This window comes from Pedobacter sp. Bi27, assembly GCF_918698255.1.
Lineage (GTDB): Bacteria > Bacteroidota > Bacteroidia > Sphingobacteriales > Sphingobacteriaceae > Pedobacter.
The window spans coordinates 33,069-49,675 of sequence record NZ_CAKKMW010000012.1 but is presented as its reverse complement, the minus strand read 5'-3'; the positions used below and the strand labels follow the sequence as shown (position 1 = coordinate 49,675).

Here is a 16,607-nt window from a genome sequence, read left to right as displayed (position 1 = left end):
TCTAGACTGTACTTAAATTGATGAGCTGAACAATTGGGTTTTGGGCTGTTTGAGCCATAGCTTCTCGTCAAAAGCCATACACACGTTCCGTAAAAAAGATCGCCCTTTGGTGGTAATCCTGATTTCTTTTTCCGTTACCCATACCAATTTGTCTTTTACTAAAGGCAACAGCCTGCCATACACAGGCTCGGGAATACCTTCGTTGTAGCTTGTATTTTCCCTGCACATCATGTTAAGGATATGTTTTCTTACCTCAAGATCTTCGCCTGTAAGGAAATGACCTTTTTCTACAGGCAATGTTGCCTGCGATATTTTATTGAGGTAGCTTTCTACCGTTTTTGGGTTTTGGGCAAAGGCTGTCCAGCTATCGCTGATGGAAGACACACCCAATCCGATAAGTAAACGGGTATGCTGATTGGTATAGCCCATAAAATTGCGATGGAGTTTCAGATCAGCCATCGCCTGGAACAATGAATCGGTTTTTAGCGCGAAATGATCCATACCAACGTCTTTATACCCAGCTTCATCCAGTAACTGCCTGCCCAGTTGGTATAAGGCAAACTTTTCATCACCAATTGGAATATCTTCTTCACTATAATGTCTCTGACCGGGCTTTAACCAGGGCACATGCGCATAACTGTAAAAGGCAATCCGGTCTGGCCGCATATCGATTACCTGTTTTATGGTGTCTGTTAATCCATTAACAGTTTGCCCTGGAAGGCCATAGATCAGATCAAAATTAACAGAGGTATAACCGATTTTCTTTGCTTCTGCCGTAACCTCAGCTACCTGTTGGGGCGTTTGAAAGCGGTTGATCAGGAACTGAACTTTTGGATCAAAGTCCTGTATCCCTAAACTTAACCTCCTAAAGCCAAGTTTGTAAAGTGTGGTTAAATGTAGTTCAGTAGTATTGGCAGGATGTGCCTCGAAAGAAAATTCTGCACCTGGTGCCAAGATTGCATGCTTCGTAATGCCATTGATGAGCATTTTGAGGTTTTCTGCACTAAAAAAAGTAGGGGTTCCGCCACCCAGGTGCAGTTCCTTTAGTTTAGGTTTCTCCCTCAAAACTTCTACATACATTTTCCATTCTGCCAGTACAGCTTTTATATATGGTACCTCTACACCGTGATTTTTTGTTATCCGGGTATTACAACCGCAATAGGTGCATAGGCTCTCGCAAAATGGAAGGTGGATATATAGACTGATCCCTTCATCTTTATGGCTTTCATAGGTGTTGGCTACATTGGCTAACCAACCATTTGCAGTGAAATTTTCAATATCCCAGTAAGGAACAGTTGGATAACTGGTGTACCTTGGTGTGGCAACATTGTATTTTTTAAGCAATGCAGAAGTTTCCATTATTTGAGCGCTTTTACGGTGGAACATTCGTTTTGACAGCAGCACGCGCTACCTACGCATTTACCCACAGCCCATTGATCGAGGTTTCTGATCACCTGTTCCATCCGCTGTTTAGCATCGGCATCACCAGATGCCAAAGGAACATTTGCTATTTTAATTCCGGCAGAACCCGCAGCTTTTAAATCGAGGTGATCTGTTTCGGAAGATGAGGTGGCAATGTATTTTATGCCCAGGGCTTTTAACCCCAGAATCATCGCCCCACTTAACTCATCGTTGTTAAAAACCAAGAGGGCCTCCTTTCCGGTTGCAAATGAAAGCGTATCGACTGTTAAACTGTTCGCAATTATGGTAATGTCGTGTTTTTTATAATTGGCCAGTACCAACCATTCCTTTTCATCGGGTTTGATGTTGTAAGCTATAGCTTTCATATACAGAGTTTATATATACAAAACTATGGTCCCGGGCAGGTGCAACAGGTGAGCATGCTTAGAGAAAAAAATGATTTTTATTACATTTTTTAGTTTGGCGTTGGGCGTTTGGGGTCGATTAACCGATATAAACAATTTGAGTCCAGAGCTTGGCGCTAGGAGCATAGCGTAGATTAACCGATTAAACAATTTGAGCCCAGAGTTTGGCGCTAGGAGCATAGCGTAGACTAACCGATTAAACAATTTGAGCCCAGAGTTTGGCGCTAGGAGCATAGCGTAGACTAACCGATTAAACAATTTGAGCCCAGAGTTTGGCGCTAGGAGCATAGCGTAGATTAACCGATTAAACAATTTACGGATGAATCACCCTTGGCAATAAATATGAACTATTGACTAATTCCCATAATACAATCGTCATTCCCACGCAGGTGGAATCCTAAAGCATTAAGATTATCTTCGATGAGCACTTCGTGATTCCCAATCAATTATCAATGATTAAAGATTCTTCACTGCGTTCAGAATGACAGGCTAAACAATTAAACACTTAACCCCTTATCAATGAATAAATTACTGTTTAATGTTTCTGAGTTTTTCGATCGAGCGGATATTTATGGCATTACCTGTTTTATCGATCAGTTTTTCATCTTTAAAATCAGCAAGCATTCGGCTTACGGTTTCGCTGGCTGTACCTACCAATGCAGCAAGGTCATCACGAGAAATCCGGATGGTACAGCTGTCTTCAACACCGTCTCCAAATTTAGCCGCTACTTGCAGCAATGCTTCTGCCACACGCTTTCTTACCGAAGAGTAGGCGAGTTGAAGCATCTGCTTTCCTTTATCGCGCACATTTCCTGATAGCAAAGCGATAAATTTTTTGGATACGGCCTGATGGTTGAGCAGGTACTCCATAAAATCTGTTTTGGGGATCTGGATAATGTCTGATTCGGTTAAAGTTGCAGCATTATCGGCATACACTTCCCCGTTGCACAAACTTTCGTACCCAAAAAAATCGCCGTCATGATACAAATTGGAAGAAAGTTCCCTGCCATCTTTGAAACGTTTATATGTTTTCACCTGCCCTTTAACCAAATAATACAAATGGCTAGGTTCATCCCCTTCCACATAAATGATCTGCTTGTTGCCAATTGGTCTTAATTTGCCCTTTTTACGAAGCTCATCCATGACCGTTTCACTGTTGCCTGCACTTGAATTAAAGCCAGCTGACTGTTGTTTCTTTTTAAACCTGCTTTCTATGGCCTTAAAAAGTTCTATATCATCAAACGGTTTGGTGAGGTAATCATCTGCACCCATTTCCATTCCTTTTCGCATGTCTGCCCGCTCGGTTTTTGCCGTAATGAAGATAAAAGGGATATTGGCCGTTTTTTGGTTTTTGTTCAGTAGGTATAGTACACCATAACCATCAAGTTCTGGCATCATGATATCACAAAGAATCACATCAGGCAAATGGTTCAGAGCCATTTCTACACCGAGTTTACCATGTTTGGCGGTAAAAGTCTGGTAACCTGCCAGATCAAGCACCTCAGCTGTACTTTCCCTTATGTCGTCATTATCTTCAATAATCAAAACTTTCTTGTTCATGGAGATTGGGTGTTTAATTATAAATTATTTACCGGGCGCAAAGGTGAGTGTAAAAGTGGTACCTGAGTTTTGTTCGCTCTGGCAGGCTACGGTACCATTCATCAGACCTACATATCTTTTTACAATGTTCAGGCCTAAACCAGTGCCAGGGATGTCGCCCGTATTGTGTGCCCTGAAAAATGGTTCGAACAGATTTTGCTGATCTATTTTTGGAATTCCGATTCCATTGTCTTTCACCTCCAAAATGAGTTCATCATCTTTTAAAATAGAATTGAACTGGATCAAGGTATCTGCTCCAGAGTATTTTATCGAATTGGAAATCAGGTTAATGACACAGTTTTTCAACAGGTTCGGATCGAGGTAAACTTCGGCGGTTGTACCGGTGTGCTCGTAAATAATGTGCTGGTTCTCTTTGGTCATCATCTGCATTTCTTCAGCTATTTCTTCAGCAAAACTGATGATATTGAAAGATTGTGCCGATGCTTCCACTTTTCCTGCTTCAAGTTTTTCCAATGAAAGGAAGTCGTTCAGGATCGTAGTGAGGTTGTTGATCGAATTTTTGATTTTCAGTGTATGTTTTTCTACACTGGCCACATCATGCCTGGAGGTATATTTATCGATTAAGGAAGCCGATAATTGTATCGAACTGAGTGGTGTTCTAAACTCATGCGAGGCCATAGAAACAAACCTTGTTTTTAGCTGATTGAGTTCTTTCTCTTTCTGAAAAAGCGCCTGCATATTTTCTTTGGCCATTTCGAGTTCGGATACCAGCTTTACCAGATCGTGTGTGCGTTCCTTGATCTTGACCTCTAATTTTTCGGTATAGCTTCTGATCTGCTCTTCATTGGCCTTTTCTTTACTCAGATCGTGGATAAAACCGGTATAAATTTTACGGTCGCTAAATTTTACTTCGCTTACCCCCAGCCTGAAAGGAAAAACCGAGCCATCTTTGCGCTTGCCAGAAACTTCTCTTCCAATCCCTATAATGTGTTTCTGCCCCGTATGTTCATATCTGGATAAGTAGCCATCATGGCGCGAATGATCAGGTTCTGGCATTAACACCGATACGTTTTTTCCAACCAGTTCTGCTCTGCCATAACCAAAAAGCTCAAGTGCAGCCGGGTTTAAATGTTCTATAATCCCTTTATCATCAATGGTTATAATCCCATCAATGGCATTTTCAATAATGGCATCTAAAAATTTCGATCTATCCATGTAATACATCAGTATATCCTCGTAAATATAGAAAAGTTATTTGCGATCTTTTTTCTCTTATTCAACAATCAATCCGTCCAGTTTGTCTTTCGACTTCGCCAGCTGTTCATATAATCCTTTTAATTCCCCGGAAGCCTGATCTGCAACCTCGGCAAAAAGATTTTTATAATAATTAATCCCTTCAGCCAATTGGAGTTTAAATGCGTTTAACTGCTTCCTTTTTTTATCGCTAAAATGTTGAAGCTGTTGTTTAATGTCTTCCTGAAGATAATCGATATAAAGATTGAGTTCTTTGATGAATATATGTGGCCGTTCTACCTGCCTCAACAAGTTAATTTTCCCGTAAATATGGCCAACCATTTCATCAAATGAATATACATCAGAAAAATAGGCCATGTTTGGCCCCGGACAAATGGCTACTGCGGTGCTTTCTTTGGGTTTGGCCATATTATATTTGAGATAGGTAGCGGCGCATAAGCCCTCACAAAGGCAAACTTTTTCGGTTACCAGATTAAACTGCTTTTGATATTCGCCTGCGGATAGGCCGGCAGTTTTAAGACTTTTGATTTTTAAGTGCTGATATTCGCGGGATGCCGTACAGATGGCCTGCTCAGTAAATTCGGTATTGTTGCAAAGGTATTTTTTGGTACATGGGCTTCCCGGCCTGCCCTTTTCAATCCGCTCGGCACGTTGGCGTTCTATTGTACTGTTTTTAAAATTATTAAACTGAATACCCAGCGGAGAGGCTCCACTCAGGTAAAAATCGCTTTCTGTTGAACTGGCCAATTGCGCCAATGTTTCGGCATCTACATTCGTTACTTCGGGTACCAATAGGAACGGGCTTCCCCAACCTGTGGCATCGAGATTGTAGTGTTGAAGGAGGAAATCGTGTTCTGCAGCCGTACCAATCCCACCCTGAACACTTACCCGCTGTTTGGGCTGTTTTTCTGTTGGGATTCCCTTTTGCACTAAAGCAGATTGGTACATGTTAAAAAGCTCAGCAAGCATATCGTTTTTTTTGAGCTTAAATTCTTCCAAAATTGGGCCCAGTAAATAGCCTTCTGTTGCAAATGCATGGCCACCACAGTTTAAGCCCGACTCTATCCTGAATTCTGAAACCCATAAACCCTTTTTTGCCAAAAATTTAGCCTGGATCAGTGCCGATCTGAAGTCGCTAACCTTTAAGATGATTTTCTTTTTCAGCTTGCCATTTTCATCAGGAAAAAAGTCTTCAAAATTTTCCATATAGCTGTATAATTTCGGGTTCATGCCGGCAGAGAGTACAACAGAGGCATTCAGCTTACTTTCCGCAAAACCACGGAGTGCACTTAAGGCATCGGTATTGAGATCGCCAGTATATTGGTCATCTACATAATTCATTTTATCTACCTTGGCCATAATATTCACATCAATAGCCCCCATCCGCATTGCATTTTTTAAAAGCGATTGGAAGGTCTGCTTGGTTTCACCTTCGGGATAGTCCAGCATCAGTTCGTAACCATGTTTTAATTTAGACGTATCAGGAAGTAGTTCGAAATAACGGCATATATCATTTCCGGCATTAAAATCCTGCTTTTTTAAGGCTTTAAAATCGTCGGTTATCGTTTCCAGTAAAAAATTGAGGTATGCAGTGATGCGTCTACTCCGGCAGTCAGCTGCTCCTTTTGGAATCGCTTCGAAATGAACCGCCCGGTTTTTTGAATGATAAGCCCGCATGCGCTCGATCAGTTCATCATCAACAATAGACAGCACTGATGAAATACCGTACCTGGCAACTTTTAATGGCGTATCAATAGAATAGCCGAGGCCTAATACAGGGATATGGAATGAATGTGGCATGGTGTTTCGTAATAAGGTTTGGCCTTTTACAATAAAAAGCTGATGATTTCGACAGCAAAACTATTATAGTTGAACTGGTCTGGAGATGATGCCTGTCAAAACGAAAAGTGAGTGAGGTCACTTTTTAACGTTTTATAATATGCCTTTTGGAAAGTTTGGGATATATGTATTTTGCTAAAGCCGTTTATTCAACACTATCGTTTACCTCGAATCTACCTGTTTTAAGATGAAAGATAATTTTGAACACGATAAGATCTTCATCATAAGTATCTTTTTTGCCGGTTCCATGCGATGGTTGCTCCGAAGGTGTACTGGTTAAGGGCATCATCCGATGGATAATTCCCTGAAGGGCCCTTTGTTTTTCTGGAGCATCCGTAATTTCTTCAAACTTGCCCCAGCACACTACACTTTTCCAATTATAAGTATCGCGGATCTGATCGGTCTGAAAGCATACCTGAGGGTTACTTTTCATCATCCTGATTTTTTGCCCCGGAGCAGAATGGGCGTAGACCATGCCGCTGCTGTACACATAATTAATGGGCACAATGTAACTCAGCCCATGAGCATGGCAGGCCAAACGGCCAATATATTGTTCCTTAAGGAGCTTTTCTATATCCTCTTCTTCTAGTTTTCCTAACATCTTACAAAAATTATATTTATTATAAATCAAGCTCCCGCAATATCCAAAACAATCCGGCCATCAATCTCGCCCTTTTTCATTTGATCGAACACATTATTGATATCTTCCAGTTTTGCTGATTTAACCTGCGCCCTTACCTTTCCATCTACCGCAAATTCGATCGCTTCCTGCATATCCTTTCTTGTGCCGACAATAGAACCCCTGATGGTTATCCTGTTCAACACGGTATCGAATATGGGAAGGTCAAAACTGCCTGGAGGTAGTCCGTTTAGGGATAAAGTACCTTTTCTGCGCAATGCAGAAAGCCCTTGACTAAAAGCAACAGGTGTTACTGCCGTAACCAATACGCCGTGCATACCCCCGGCTTGTTTTTTAAGAAATTCACCCGGGTCATGTTCCAGCGCATTAACAACAATGTCTGCCCCCAGTTTTCTGGCCATTTCCAGTTTATCGTTTGCAATATCAATCGCAGCGACCTGAAAGCCCATGGCCTTTGCGTATTGAACCCCAAGATGACCGAGCCCACCAATACCAGATATGGCTACCCACTCACCTGCTTTTGCATCGGTTTCTTTTAAACCTTTGTATACGGTAACCCCGGCACAGATAATCGGCGCCATTTCTGCAAAATTTACGTGCGAAGGGAAATGGGCAACGTATCTCGAATCGGCAATGACATATTCTGCGAAACCCCCATTTACACTATAACCACCATTCTGCTGCTCATAGCATAAGGTTTCCCAACCGGTTAAGCAGAATTCGCAACAGCCACATGCACTGTATAACCAGGGCACACCAACCACATCTCCTTCCTTAACAGTTTTAACATCATGTCCCATTGCAGCTACCAGTCCAATGGCCTCGTGGCCTGGCACCAATGGCATTTTTGATTTTACCGGCCAGTCTCCATTACAGGCATGTAAATCGGTGTGGCATACCCCGCATGAAATTACCTTAACCAAAATCTCATATTGATTGAGCGGTCTAACCGGAAGTTCTTCTATGGCCAGTGGTCCTCCATATTCATGGATAACTGCGGCTTTCATTGTTTTAGGATACATATATGCTGTTTTACAATAGATTTTTAATAATTGAATTTTATCTGGTGATGGGCAATTACATCGGAATGTTGTGTGATGGCGGTAAAACCAAAAGCGGGATCTGAATATGATCTGACATGTTCAGGGTAAAGCTACCTTTAAGCAGGCGATGAAAAAAACCGTGTTTTCGGTGCACCATGGTCAGGATATCGATCTGTCCGTTTTCTACAATCCAATCTAAACCATCCTTAATCTGTTCACTGTTTATATGCCTATGGTAGATATTTCTATAGTTAACCCGATCGGCAACCCGGTTTAAAAAATCTTCGGTTGTATGCTTATAAGCTTCTGGTTCTGATTTTGAACTACCGGTATGTGTAATGAGTATATCGGCGTTAAAAGGTTTTGCAAATTCGGCAAGTGTACATAAAACGGGGATATCACTATGGCTAAAATCTGTGGCAAAAGCGATTTTTTTAGGTTTCTTAAACCTGTATCCCGCAGGTATAAGCAAAACAGGTATTTCCTCCCCGATAATTTTTCTGGCAACACTGCCCATAAGTGTTTTGGTTAACTTATCTGCATGGTTTAATCCGGCCACAACGAGGTTCATTTTACACTCGGTAAAATACTTGCTAACCTCTTGTTCAACCTCGCCACGAACAGTTCTCCCAAACACCTCTGCTTTAAAACCAAGCTCATGATGGGCTTTTTTATATTTTTCTTCCACCTTTTCGACCAGTTTGTCCAAGGCTTTTTTAGCATCGTCTTCTATAAGCTTATATTCTTCAAGTGGCCATACCAGAGATGCCGCAGCGGGAGAAAACTCCGGAACCTGAAAAACATTTAACAGTTCTACCCGGGCACCAATACCATGGGCCAGATCAGTTGCATAATCGGCTGCGTTCTCTGCCGTTGCAGAGAAATCAACAGGTACCAGGATTTTTTTCATAATGGGTCTTTTTTGATCGGTATAAAGTTTGTAAAAAGCCCATGTTAAAAATATGAGCCCCATCAGTTATTAAAATGATTCTTCCGGTGTTACCATTTAAGTGCCCGATCATTATGATGATAGGCTAAAGAAATATTTAGACTAATTATCATTACCACAAAAAATGATTAAATCAGCATGCTTTCCGTAATTTTAATGTTTCAAATTATCCCATTATACAAAATGAGTGTCCATATAGGCTTAATGATCTGGAAGGAAATGAAGCAGAAAGATATCTCTGTTTCAGACATTGCCGCCGCCCTTGAGATCAGCAAAACAAAAACGCAGGAGATGCTGAATACCGCAACTATCGATATTCTTACTTTGGTCCGCGTGAGTGAAATCCTGAACTATAATTTTTTCAGCTATTACGAAAGTGGAAAGGTTTTCTCGAAGATGGAGTTACAGGAGAAACAAAGACTTGCAGCAGAAGTAGACCGTTTGAAGGCTTTACTTAACGAAAAGAACAAAGCGCTCGAACTTCAGGAAAGGTTAAATAAGATTCAGCTCAGCACGATTTCATTGTTGGAAAAAGGGCAGTTTAGATAAACACAATACACTAAAACACCTCAATTACCCTGCCTTCCATTTTAAAAACGAAAGCCACAACCAGTTGATCTTTGACCTGAATAAGCCTGCCTATTTTTTTTGGAGGGATGAGGTGAAAATCAGAAAAATTAATGCTTGTTGTCCTATCAGCCCAATAGTGCCTCATTTAACATTTATCCGATACCAGATTTATCAGAATGGCCTAAGATTGGAGACCTGCGTCCCAAAGCTATACAAACTCGCAATTGCTACCCTTAGGGCAACAACCGGAGTAAATTTATTTTTCATGATTTTATCTTAGTGATGAACTGCTATTTTGCTATTGATGCCTTAACATAATCGAACTCGAACCGGACAACGAGGTTATTACCCACTTTCATTGGACCAGGCATAAAACTTGGTGGTTCAATACCATAGTCGGTTAGCATTAATTTTTCGCTGCCATGGCAACTAATGGAACCATCTGCATTTACCAAAGCCATTACCTTCATTGAAAGGCTCTGTGTTTTCCCGGCAATGGTCAGAATTCCTGATGTCTGGATAGAATACCTTTTTGCCTGTACCATGGTAACTGTTGCAAAAGTGAGCTGATAGCTTATCTTAGGAAACTCAGTTGCGTTAAGCGTTTTATAGGTACGGTCGTCCATAGCAGATTTTCCGCTTTTGAGACTCTTTGCCGCCAGGGTAAATTTTAGGGCTGTTACGTCCGTCATTTCACCACGGGCATTGAAATTAAATGTACCTGTGCTTTCGAACTGTTTGGATGTTATCGACCAATCGTGAACATTGGATGTGCCCATTACCTTAACTGAATTGCTGGCTGTTTGCGAAAGCTGATATGTTGTTTGCGCCACTGTTACCAGCGGGAAGAGCATAAACAATAGGGTGATAGGTCTGATTTTTTTCTGGAATATATTAAATATTTTCATAGCAGGTTATTGGATTAAACTGTTAATCAAACCTACCCTGTTCTGCCGTCAAATTTTGTGAGGCGCACCAGATTGAAAACTGATGATCATCACTTTTCAACCACATCAACATCCGAAAATCAACAATAATTTATAAAAAGGGCTTTTCGGCTAAAGCTCACTTGGTTCCGCACCAAACTGTAGCATCAACTATTTGCCATGCAGTATTAAAGACATCTTAAAGATTGACCAAAATATATCCAATCGGGCCGCGAGGGACCAATGCCATTAAGTTAAGCGCCGCGGTTGTCAGTCTGTCCAAAGGACTCCTGTGGAGAGCGTAGTCGAAGACTTTTTGAGATGATAAATCGCAAACAAATACCCTTCGACTACGCTACCATTGACAGATCTTTTAAGAAGGGTCGTCATTGCGAGGCACGAAGCAATCTTAAAGCGCTCGCTACTAGCGATAGTTGTAAGATTGCTTCGTCGGCTGAAAAAGCCTTCTCGCAATGACGATATCTGAGGAGATTTAATTTTTTAAATTCTCCTGTCATTAATATTGATTTTTATACAATAAATTATCTCCCAGGGTGACATCTTCTTGAGATTTATCCCTTAATTTGATGACATTGGGGAGGGACCTATTCATTTTTACGCAGTCTACTGCCTTTTAATCAAAATTCAGCGGTCAGCTTTTGTCCTTTATTTAGATAAACCTCATATACTCCGTCTATTTTATTCACATTTTTGACATTCCACTTTGGCGTTTTTCCCATAAAATTATCTTTAATGCGAAGTTTTCCACTTTTGCCTGCTGTAATACTGAACATGAAAATACTTTTGTTTTTTCTGATACCCGATACTATATAACCGCCTTCGGCCCTTAGGTTTGAAAACGAAACATCTGCCCATTTTTGAGGTACAGCAGGAAAGATCCTGATCACGCCGGTATGCGGTTCACCGGGTGTAACACTCCAGCTTTGCAGCAGCATTTCGTGTACAGCCTGCGAGGCCAGAAAATTACCTTCTAAAGTAAATGGACGATAAGTAAAACCCGAATAGCCGCTTTTGGTCTGATCGCCGTTTGCATGGAAACCATTCCGCAACACAAAGGCCTTAACAAAAATATCGAGGTTTTTAACGGCCGCTTCACCATCTCCTACTCTTGCCCTCAGGCAGCTCATCCACGAGAAACTATAGCCTACCCAGGCACGGGTACCGAGTTTATCCCAACTTCTTAGGGTAGCCCCAATTACCTCCTGATCTTTTTTACCACTTTCACTATTGATCAGATTGAAAGGATAGATCCCTATGATATTGGATAAATGCCTGTGACTGGTACTGAGTTCATAGTTGGCATCCAGCATTAAGGTGCCATCGGCTTTGGTGTGAAAATCGCCCAAGGCTAAAGCTGCATCTGCCCATTTCTTACTTTCTGTAATTTTACCGCACTCCAATGCCATTTCCTTTAACGAAAGAAAGAGCATTTTTAAACTCATCAGGTCGTAATTGCTATTGGGTGTTAACCAGGCTTTCGGACTATTATCGAAAATTTCAGGAGAGGATGAAAGTGGTAATTTCAATAAGCCAGTGCTGTCCTTTTTCAATAAACCCAACATGCATTCGCCAACTTCAGCGCTCCATGGATAAGCTTTTTCTTTAAGAAACTGATCATCGGCCGTATACAACCAATGCAGGTAGAACAAATGTGCACTCCAGGCACTCATAGATGGCGACATACTGTATTGGCCCCATCCGCCTAAAGGCTGGCCGGAATAAGACATTACGCCAGGGCAGGCTAAACCACGGGTACCATAAAAATCTCTGGCAAAAGCCCTAAAGAAATCACGTCGGTCCCAAAGGAAATTCAGGTAAGATGCACCTTCATCATATCGCCCCGATTCCTGGTAGGCCATATAGGTCATCTGTGTATTCAGGTCATTGTGGTAATCGCCTTTCCAAGGTGGCAAAGCACCATTATCGGCTGTCCAAACACCTTGCAGTGGCATTGGCGGGGCATTTAAACGTGAAGCTGCACCATAAAAATATTGTACCAGGTTATATTGTTTTTGAATAGCCGTATCAGGTATTGTTACACTCGATTTCTCCCAAAATCTGCTCCACCATTTTACATGAGGTTTACGCATCGCTTGATAGCCTTTGTTCAATGCCTTGGTACATCGTTCGCGTGCCAGGGCTAAAAGATCCTTTGCATCCTGTGTAGAGGTGATGGTTAAGGCGAGTAAAGTTTCCTTGCCACTTTTTTTAGTCGCTACATATACACAATATCGAAGCCCTTCTGATGCATCCTGTATATACCATTGTGCATTACCACTCTTCCCGTGTATGGCATCAGGGTAACCCAGTTTGTTTACAGAACCACCACTGCTTGGCCCGGCCTGTCCTTTTTTGTTGTTATTATATACATCCATCGGACTCAAGAGATCAATGACTTCTGGAACAGTTCCTTTGATGGAAAGGATAGCGACAGGGTGAGTTGCACTATACAGCGCATTTATTGTTGCACCCGAATTAAAACGGGCCACTCCTTCGGCAGTTGATTCCAATAATTCAAATTCTTCAAGCACTTCCTGATCGGGGAATTTAAGTTCTAATCTGCCGGCTGGCAGTTTGGTCGGACTCACACCCCGATATGCGCCATCCCACCAAGAGGTAATGGCACTAAAATTCTTCTGGGCAATCATTTCTGCTCCTTTTTGATAATTGTACTTTTTCCACCATTCGCGCGCTCCATGTGTGCGCTCGTCCCATAAATCGCCCCTGTCTAATGATAGTTTGATGGTGTTTTTTTCGCCCCATAATAAACCGCCCATTAAACCATTGCCTAAAGGAAGAGCTTCATCCCAAGTAGTTACGGGCGCTTTTAGCACCAGGTTGTAGCTGGCATCGGGCAAAATTGTTTTTTGTGCACCAGCCGATAACCCTGCAAAAAGACTTAAAAAGAGTAAATTGGTTTTAAAAAATTTTATCATATTATCTTATCAGCGCATGCACCAGTCTGGCCATGCTAATTTATTATTTTAAAGGCTGCCGAAACACATTAAAGCGTATTTATCGAAGTCCTTCGACAAGCTACTATTGACAGACTTGAATAAAATGATCGTCATTCCCGCGCAGGCGGGAATCTTAAAGCGCTTGCATTACGATTATTCATAAGCTTTCTTCTCTTCAAAGGCATTCATGAGCACTACGTGGTTCCCAATCAAGTTGGGAATGACGATCCCTCGTAACTTAATATTTGCAAAAAAAATCAGTCACTTATATTGATTTTAAACAATTAATTAACCCTTAGGATGACAACTATAAAATCAATTCATTTTCAGCGAATCATTTTCCTGATGAATGGTCTTTTAGAAAAGAGCTACCCGTCCAGGCTTTCTGAGCGGTCCAGGGTGCGGCTACATCAGTCCAGAACACGTTATTGGCTGGCAGGCCCAAGGGTAAAAAACCCAATGTTGCCATATAAAGGCTTCCGGTACAGGTATATGGGTCGGCGATTTCTGGCTGGTGGCCGTTAAAGCCTAAAACCAACCATCCCTGTTCATCAAAATTTTGATCGCCAGCGTACATATTTTCGAATACTTTGGTCAGCGCACAACGCACTTGCGCCGGACTTAATTCTGTAGGTAGTTTTTGATCCAACGCAATCTGCCCCAGGGTTTGAAAGGCAGCAGTACGGTAAGTTACACTTCTTCCTACCGGCGGGTATTCGCCTGTTGAAGAAATCATCCTTTCGGTAATCTGGGCATAACGTACAGCCCGGCCAGTGGCTTTTGTAAGCTGCGCTTCGGCCGCCTTTTTCTTGCTTACCATTACTTTCAGAATATCGATCATCATCGGATGGATAACATAAGAATTGTAATAATCGGTACTGAAGCTCGATCCATCTGAGTACCATCCGTCTCCTACATACCATTCATTTAATTTATTAATGGCTGTCATGGTGCGGTAAGGTTCATAATCTTCGCCAACACTTAACAACCAAGCTTCTTCTATAGCGGTAAACAAGAGCCAGTTGTTATAAGCGCCTGTCCGGTTTCTTAACGATTTAATCTCGTCGATATATCTTTTTTGTGTGGTTTCGTTTAGTGCCTTCCAAACATTGGGTGCACGCAAAAAACCCTGCACCACATAGGCTGCATCAACAATCGGCTGTGCATCTGTTCTGAAATTGATGTAATCAGCACTTGATGGATCAACCGCATTGCTTAAAGCCTGAATGGTCTCAGCTTTAAACTTTGCCCTTAGTTTCCCTTCTTCCGTATCATCATCTGGCAGGCTTAGCCAAGGGGCAATTCCTGCAAAAGTACGGCCTAATGCTTCTGTATAACCCACTTCCCTTACATTGTTATAATACTGTGGTGCTACCTCGGTAGCCATGTTTTTTTTTAATGTATTATTGGCCAGGTTATGGATAACGGGATAAGCAATTTTATATAAAGTTTTCACCCAAAAAGCCCGGTCTTGTGCGCCGCTTGTTACCGGGGCTGTTTTTGTTTTCTTTGCGGTTTGTGCATGGGTAACTGCATTTGTAGTTAAAAATACAAGACTTATTAAAAAGGCATATTTAAAATTCTTCATCGCTAACTTTATCATTTTATTTGGTGCTGATTTCGTAAAACTTGCTCGTTCCGGCGGTAATGTTCTCCGTAAAAGATACCTCGGTTATTTTTTCATCTTTATAATTAATGCTTAAAGGCACAATTTGTCCAGTGGCTGCATCTCTTGCTATTAATTGTTTGGGATCTTTTATTTTAACCTTTTTTACAATTTGTGGCCATGCGATCTTTATAGTCTGATTATTATTGGCTGAAGATCCGTTGTACGCTTCGGCAACAATACTTTTATCGTTATGCGCCAGATTTAAACGGAACATTTCACTTCCTGCCAATAAAAAAGCACCAACGCCATAAACATCAGTATCCTCATAACCAACTTTATCGGGCGCAGCACCCTGAGCTTGTACAAAGCCTAGTTTCCCATCAGAATGAACGGAAGAACTAAGTGCATCCCATGCGTTGGAAATTACGCTTTTGTATTTTTTGTAGGGAATAAGTCCGTTTTTTACGCCCCAGGCCATCGCATAACAGATAAAACCTGTACCGCTGGTTTCTTTTGAAGGATAACTTTCGGGATCGAGCAAACTGGCGTGCCAGCTTCCGTCTGCCTGCTGCAGCGCGGCCAACTTCTCAGACATACTCTTAAATAATTTCACCAACTTTTTACGCTCAGGATGATTTTCAGGTGTTACCGATAACAGCCGTACTAAACCACCCATTACCCACCCATTGCCCCTGCTCCAGAACACCTTGGCTCCATTTTTCTCTTTTTTGTTAAAATATCGGCTATCGCGGTAAAAAAGATGCTCGTCTTCATCGTACAAATAGGCGGTAGATTTCCACCATAGCGCGATTGATTTATCCAGATACTTCGGATCTCCCGTTGCCTGGCTTAAATACCCCAAAGCTGGTGGCCCCATAAACAGGGCATCGCACCAGGCCCATTCGCGGGTATAAATACTATTTTTCCATTCAAGGCTTTCTACATGTGGTAAAGAAACAATGGTATCGGCCAGGGCTTTAAACTGCTGGATATATTCGGGCCTTTTGTAAATGGTGTATAGCTGCGAATAAAGCTGACCAACGCAATAATCGTCTGCAAAATACCGGTATCTTCCCGTTTCCCACTTGTTATCTTCACCAACCTGAATCAGCTTTTTATAATAACTTTCGGTATCGGCCAGGCGTGCCCATGCCATCATCCCAGCGTACATTGCGCCACTGGTCCAGTCTTTTTTCGGATTTTTCCACCCTGCTGTTTCTAAATTTGTCCATTGCCAATCCGCAACTTTTTTCATCTGGCTGATGATTTCACTTGCTAGCGGCTGTTTTTTCTGCGCATTCATCTTTTCGAAAGAGAAAAGAACCAGGAGGAATAGAATTATTTGTTTCTGCATTTAATAATTGATTTTAATGATCCGGTTAATAAATTTTGATCATTTATTGTTTATTGGGA

13 protein-coding genes are annotated in these 16,607 nt (G+C 41.7%); 1 reads left to right on the top strand and 12 read right to left on the bottom strand.

All coding sequences use genetic code 11. The features are described 5' to 3' along the window. Positions 1 to 12: 12 nt before the first annotated feature. From hemN to LQ227_RS24635, 8 genes are all read right to left on the bottom strand, one after another. Positions 13 to 1,359 carry an oxygen-independent coproporphyrinogen III oxidase gene (hemN, locus tag LQ227_RS24670; protein WP_230151734.1) on the bottom strand — a complete coding sequence of 449 codons (1,347 nt, stop codon included), beginning with the start codon at positions 1,357 to 1,359 and terminating at the stop codon, positions 13 to 15. Further along, positions 1,359 to 1,787 carry a lactate dehydrogenase gene (locus LQ227_RS24665; RefSeq protein ID WP_230146341.1) on the bottom strand — a complete coding sequence of 143 codons (429 nt, stop codon included), beginning with the start codon at positions 1,785 to 1,787 and terminating at the stop codon, positions 1,359 to 1,361. The genes hemN and LQ227_RS24665 overlap by 1 nt, the downstream gene beginning before the upstream one ends. A 567-nt stretch (positions 1,788 to 2,354) precedes the next feature. After that, a complete protein-coding gene (locus tag LQ227_RS24660) occupies positions 2,355 to 3,386 on the bottom strand; it encodes a response regulator (protein ID WP_230146342.1) in 1,032 nt (343 codons plus the stop codon). Between the two features lie 24 nt (positions 3,387 to 3,410). Next, a complete protein-coding gene (locus LQ227_RS24655) occupies positions 3,411 to 4,601 on the bottom strand; it encodes a PAS domain-containing sensor histidine kinase (protein WP_230146343.1) in 1,191 nt (396 codons plus the stop codon). Positions 4,602 to 4,658: 57 nt separating this feature from the next. Further along, a complete protein-coding gene (locus tag LQ227_RS24650) occupies positions 4,659 to 6,440 on the bottom strand; it encodes a hypothetical protein (RefSeq protein WP_230151732.1) in 1,782 nt (593 codons plus the stop codon). 184 nt (positions 6,441 to 6,624) lie between these two features. Next, entirely contained in the window at positions 6,625 to 7,080 is a 456-nt protein-coding gene (locus LQ227_RS24645; protein ID WP_230151729.1) for a pyridoxamine 5'-phosphate oxidase family protein, read from the bottom strand. Positions 7,081 to 7,106: 26 nt separating this feature from the next. After that, positions 7,107 to 8,141 carry an alcohol dehydrogenase AdhP gene (gene adhP, locus LQ227_RS24640; RefSeq protein ID WP_230151726.1) on the bottom strand — a complete coding sequence of 345 codons (1,035 nt, stop codon included), beginning with the start codon at positions 8,139 to 8,141 and terminating at the stop codon, positions 7,107 to 7,109. 55 nt (positions 8,142 to 8,196) lie between these two features. Continuing rightward, entirely contained in the window at positions 8,197 to 9,072 is an 876-nt protein-coding gene (locus tag LQ227_RS24635) for a universal stress protein (RefSeq protein ID WP_230151723.1), read from the bottom strand. Positions 9,073 to 9,294: 222 nt separating this feature from the next. On the opposite strand from LQ227_RS24635, the gene LQ227_RS24630 reads away from it, so the two are divergent. Then, positions 9,295 to 9,660 carry a helix-turn-helix domain-containing protein gene (locus tag LQ227_RS24630; RefSeq protein WP_230146348.1) on the top strand — a complete coding sequence of 122 codons (366 nt, stop codon included), beginning with the start codon at positions 9,295 to 9,297 and terminating at the stop codon, positions 9,658 to 9,660. Positions 9,661 to 9,971: 311 nt separating this feature from the next. On the opposite strand, the gene LQ227_RS24625 is transcribed toward LQ227_RS24630, so the two are convergent. From LQ227_RS24625 to LQ227_RS24610, 4 genes are all read right to left on the bottom strand, one after another. Next, entirely contained in the window at positions 9,972 to 10,589 is a 618-nt protein-coding gene (locus LQ227_RS24625; RefSeq protein WP_230151720.1) for a YceI family protein, read from the bottom strand. A gap of 656 nt (positions 10,590 to 11,245) precedes the next feature. Next, the gene (locus LQ227_RS24620; protein ID WP_230151718.1) at positions 11,246 to 13,564 is read right to left on the bottom strand and encodes a glycoside hydrolase N-terminal domain-containing protein; all 2,319 of its coding nucleotides are present in this window, start codon (positions 13,562 to 13,564) and stop codon (positions 11,246 to 11,248) included. Between the two features lie 355 nt (positions 13,565 to 13,919). Then, positions 13,920 to 15,173 carry a DUF2264 domain-containing protein gene (locus LQ227_RS24615; RefSeq protein WP_230151716.1) on the bottom strand — a complete coding sequence of 418 codons (1,254 nt, stop codon included), beginning with the start codon at positions 15,171 to 15,173 and terminating at the stop codon, positions 13,920 to 13,922. Between the two features lie 16 nt (positions 15,174 to 15,189). Then, positions 15,190 to 16,548 (bottom strand): glycoside hydrolase family 105 protein, encoded by a 1,359-nt coding sequence (locus LQ227_RS24610; protein WP_230151714.1) that lies wholly within the window; start codon positions 16,546 to 16,548, stop codon positions 15,190 to 15,192. Positions 16,549 to 16,607 lie beyond the last annotated feature (59 nt).

Excerpts from the sequence above, each read along its gene's own strand:
- LQ227_RS24610 (WP_230151714.1), bottom strand. The coding sequence starts at position 16,548 with ATGCAGAAACAAATAATTCTATTCCTCCTGGTTCTTTTCTCTTTCGAA.
- LQ227_RS24635 (WP_230151723.1), bottom strand. The coding sequence starts at position 9,072 with ATGAAAAAAATCCTGGTACCTGTTGATTTCTCTGCAACGGCAGAGAAC.
- LQ227_RS24645 (WP_230151729.1), bottom strand. The coding sequence starts at position 7,080 with ATGTTAGGAAAACTAGAAGAAGAGGATATAGAAAAGCTCCTTAAGGAA.
- hemN (WP_230151734.1), bottom strand. The coding sequence starts at position 1,359 with ATGGAAACTTCTGCATTGCTTAAAAAATACAATGTTGCCACACCAAGG.
- LQ227_RS24655 (WP_230146343.1), bottom strand. The coding sequence starts at position 4,601 with ATGGATAGATCGAAATTTTTAGATGCCATTATTGAAAATGCCATTGAT.
- LQ227_RS24625 (WP_230151720.1), bottom strand. The coding sequence starts at position 10,589 with ATGAAAATATTTAATATATTCCAGAAAAAAATCAGACCTATCACCCTA.
- LQ227_RS24660 (WP_230146342.1), bottom strand. The coding sequence starts at position 3,386 with ATGAACAAGAAAGTTTTGATTATTGAAGATAATGACGACATAAGGGAA.
- LQ227_RS24650 (WP_230151732.1), bottom strand. The coding sequence starts at position 6,440 with ATGCCACATTCATTCCATATCCCTGTATTAGGCCTCGGCTATTCTATT.
- LQ227_RS24620 (WP_230151718.1), bottom strand. The coding sequence starts at position 13,564 with ATGATAAAATTTTTTAAAACCAATTTACTCTTTTTAAGTCTTTTTGCA.
- LQ227_RS24665 (WP_230146341.1), bottom strand. The coding sequence starts at position 1,787 with ATGAAAGCTATAGCTTACAACATCAAACCCGATGAAAAGGAATGGTTG.
- adhP (WP_230151726.1), bottom strand. The coding sequence starts at position 8,141 with ATGTATCCTAAAACAATGAAAGCCGCAGTTATCCATGAATATGGAGGA.
- LQ227_RS24615 (WP_230151716.1), bottom strand. The coding sequence starts at position 15,173 with ATGAAGAATTTTAAATATGCCTTTTTAATAAGTCTTGTATTTTTAACT.
- LQ227_RS24630 (WP_230146348.1), top strand. The coding sequence starts at position 9,295 with ATGAGTGTCCATATAGGCTTAATGATCTGGAAGGAAATGAAGCAGAAA.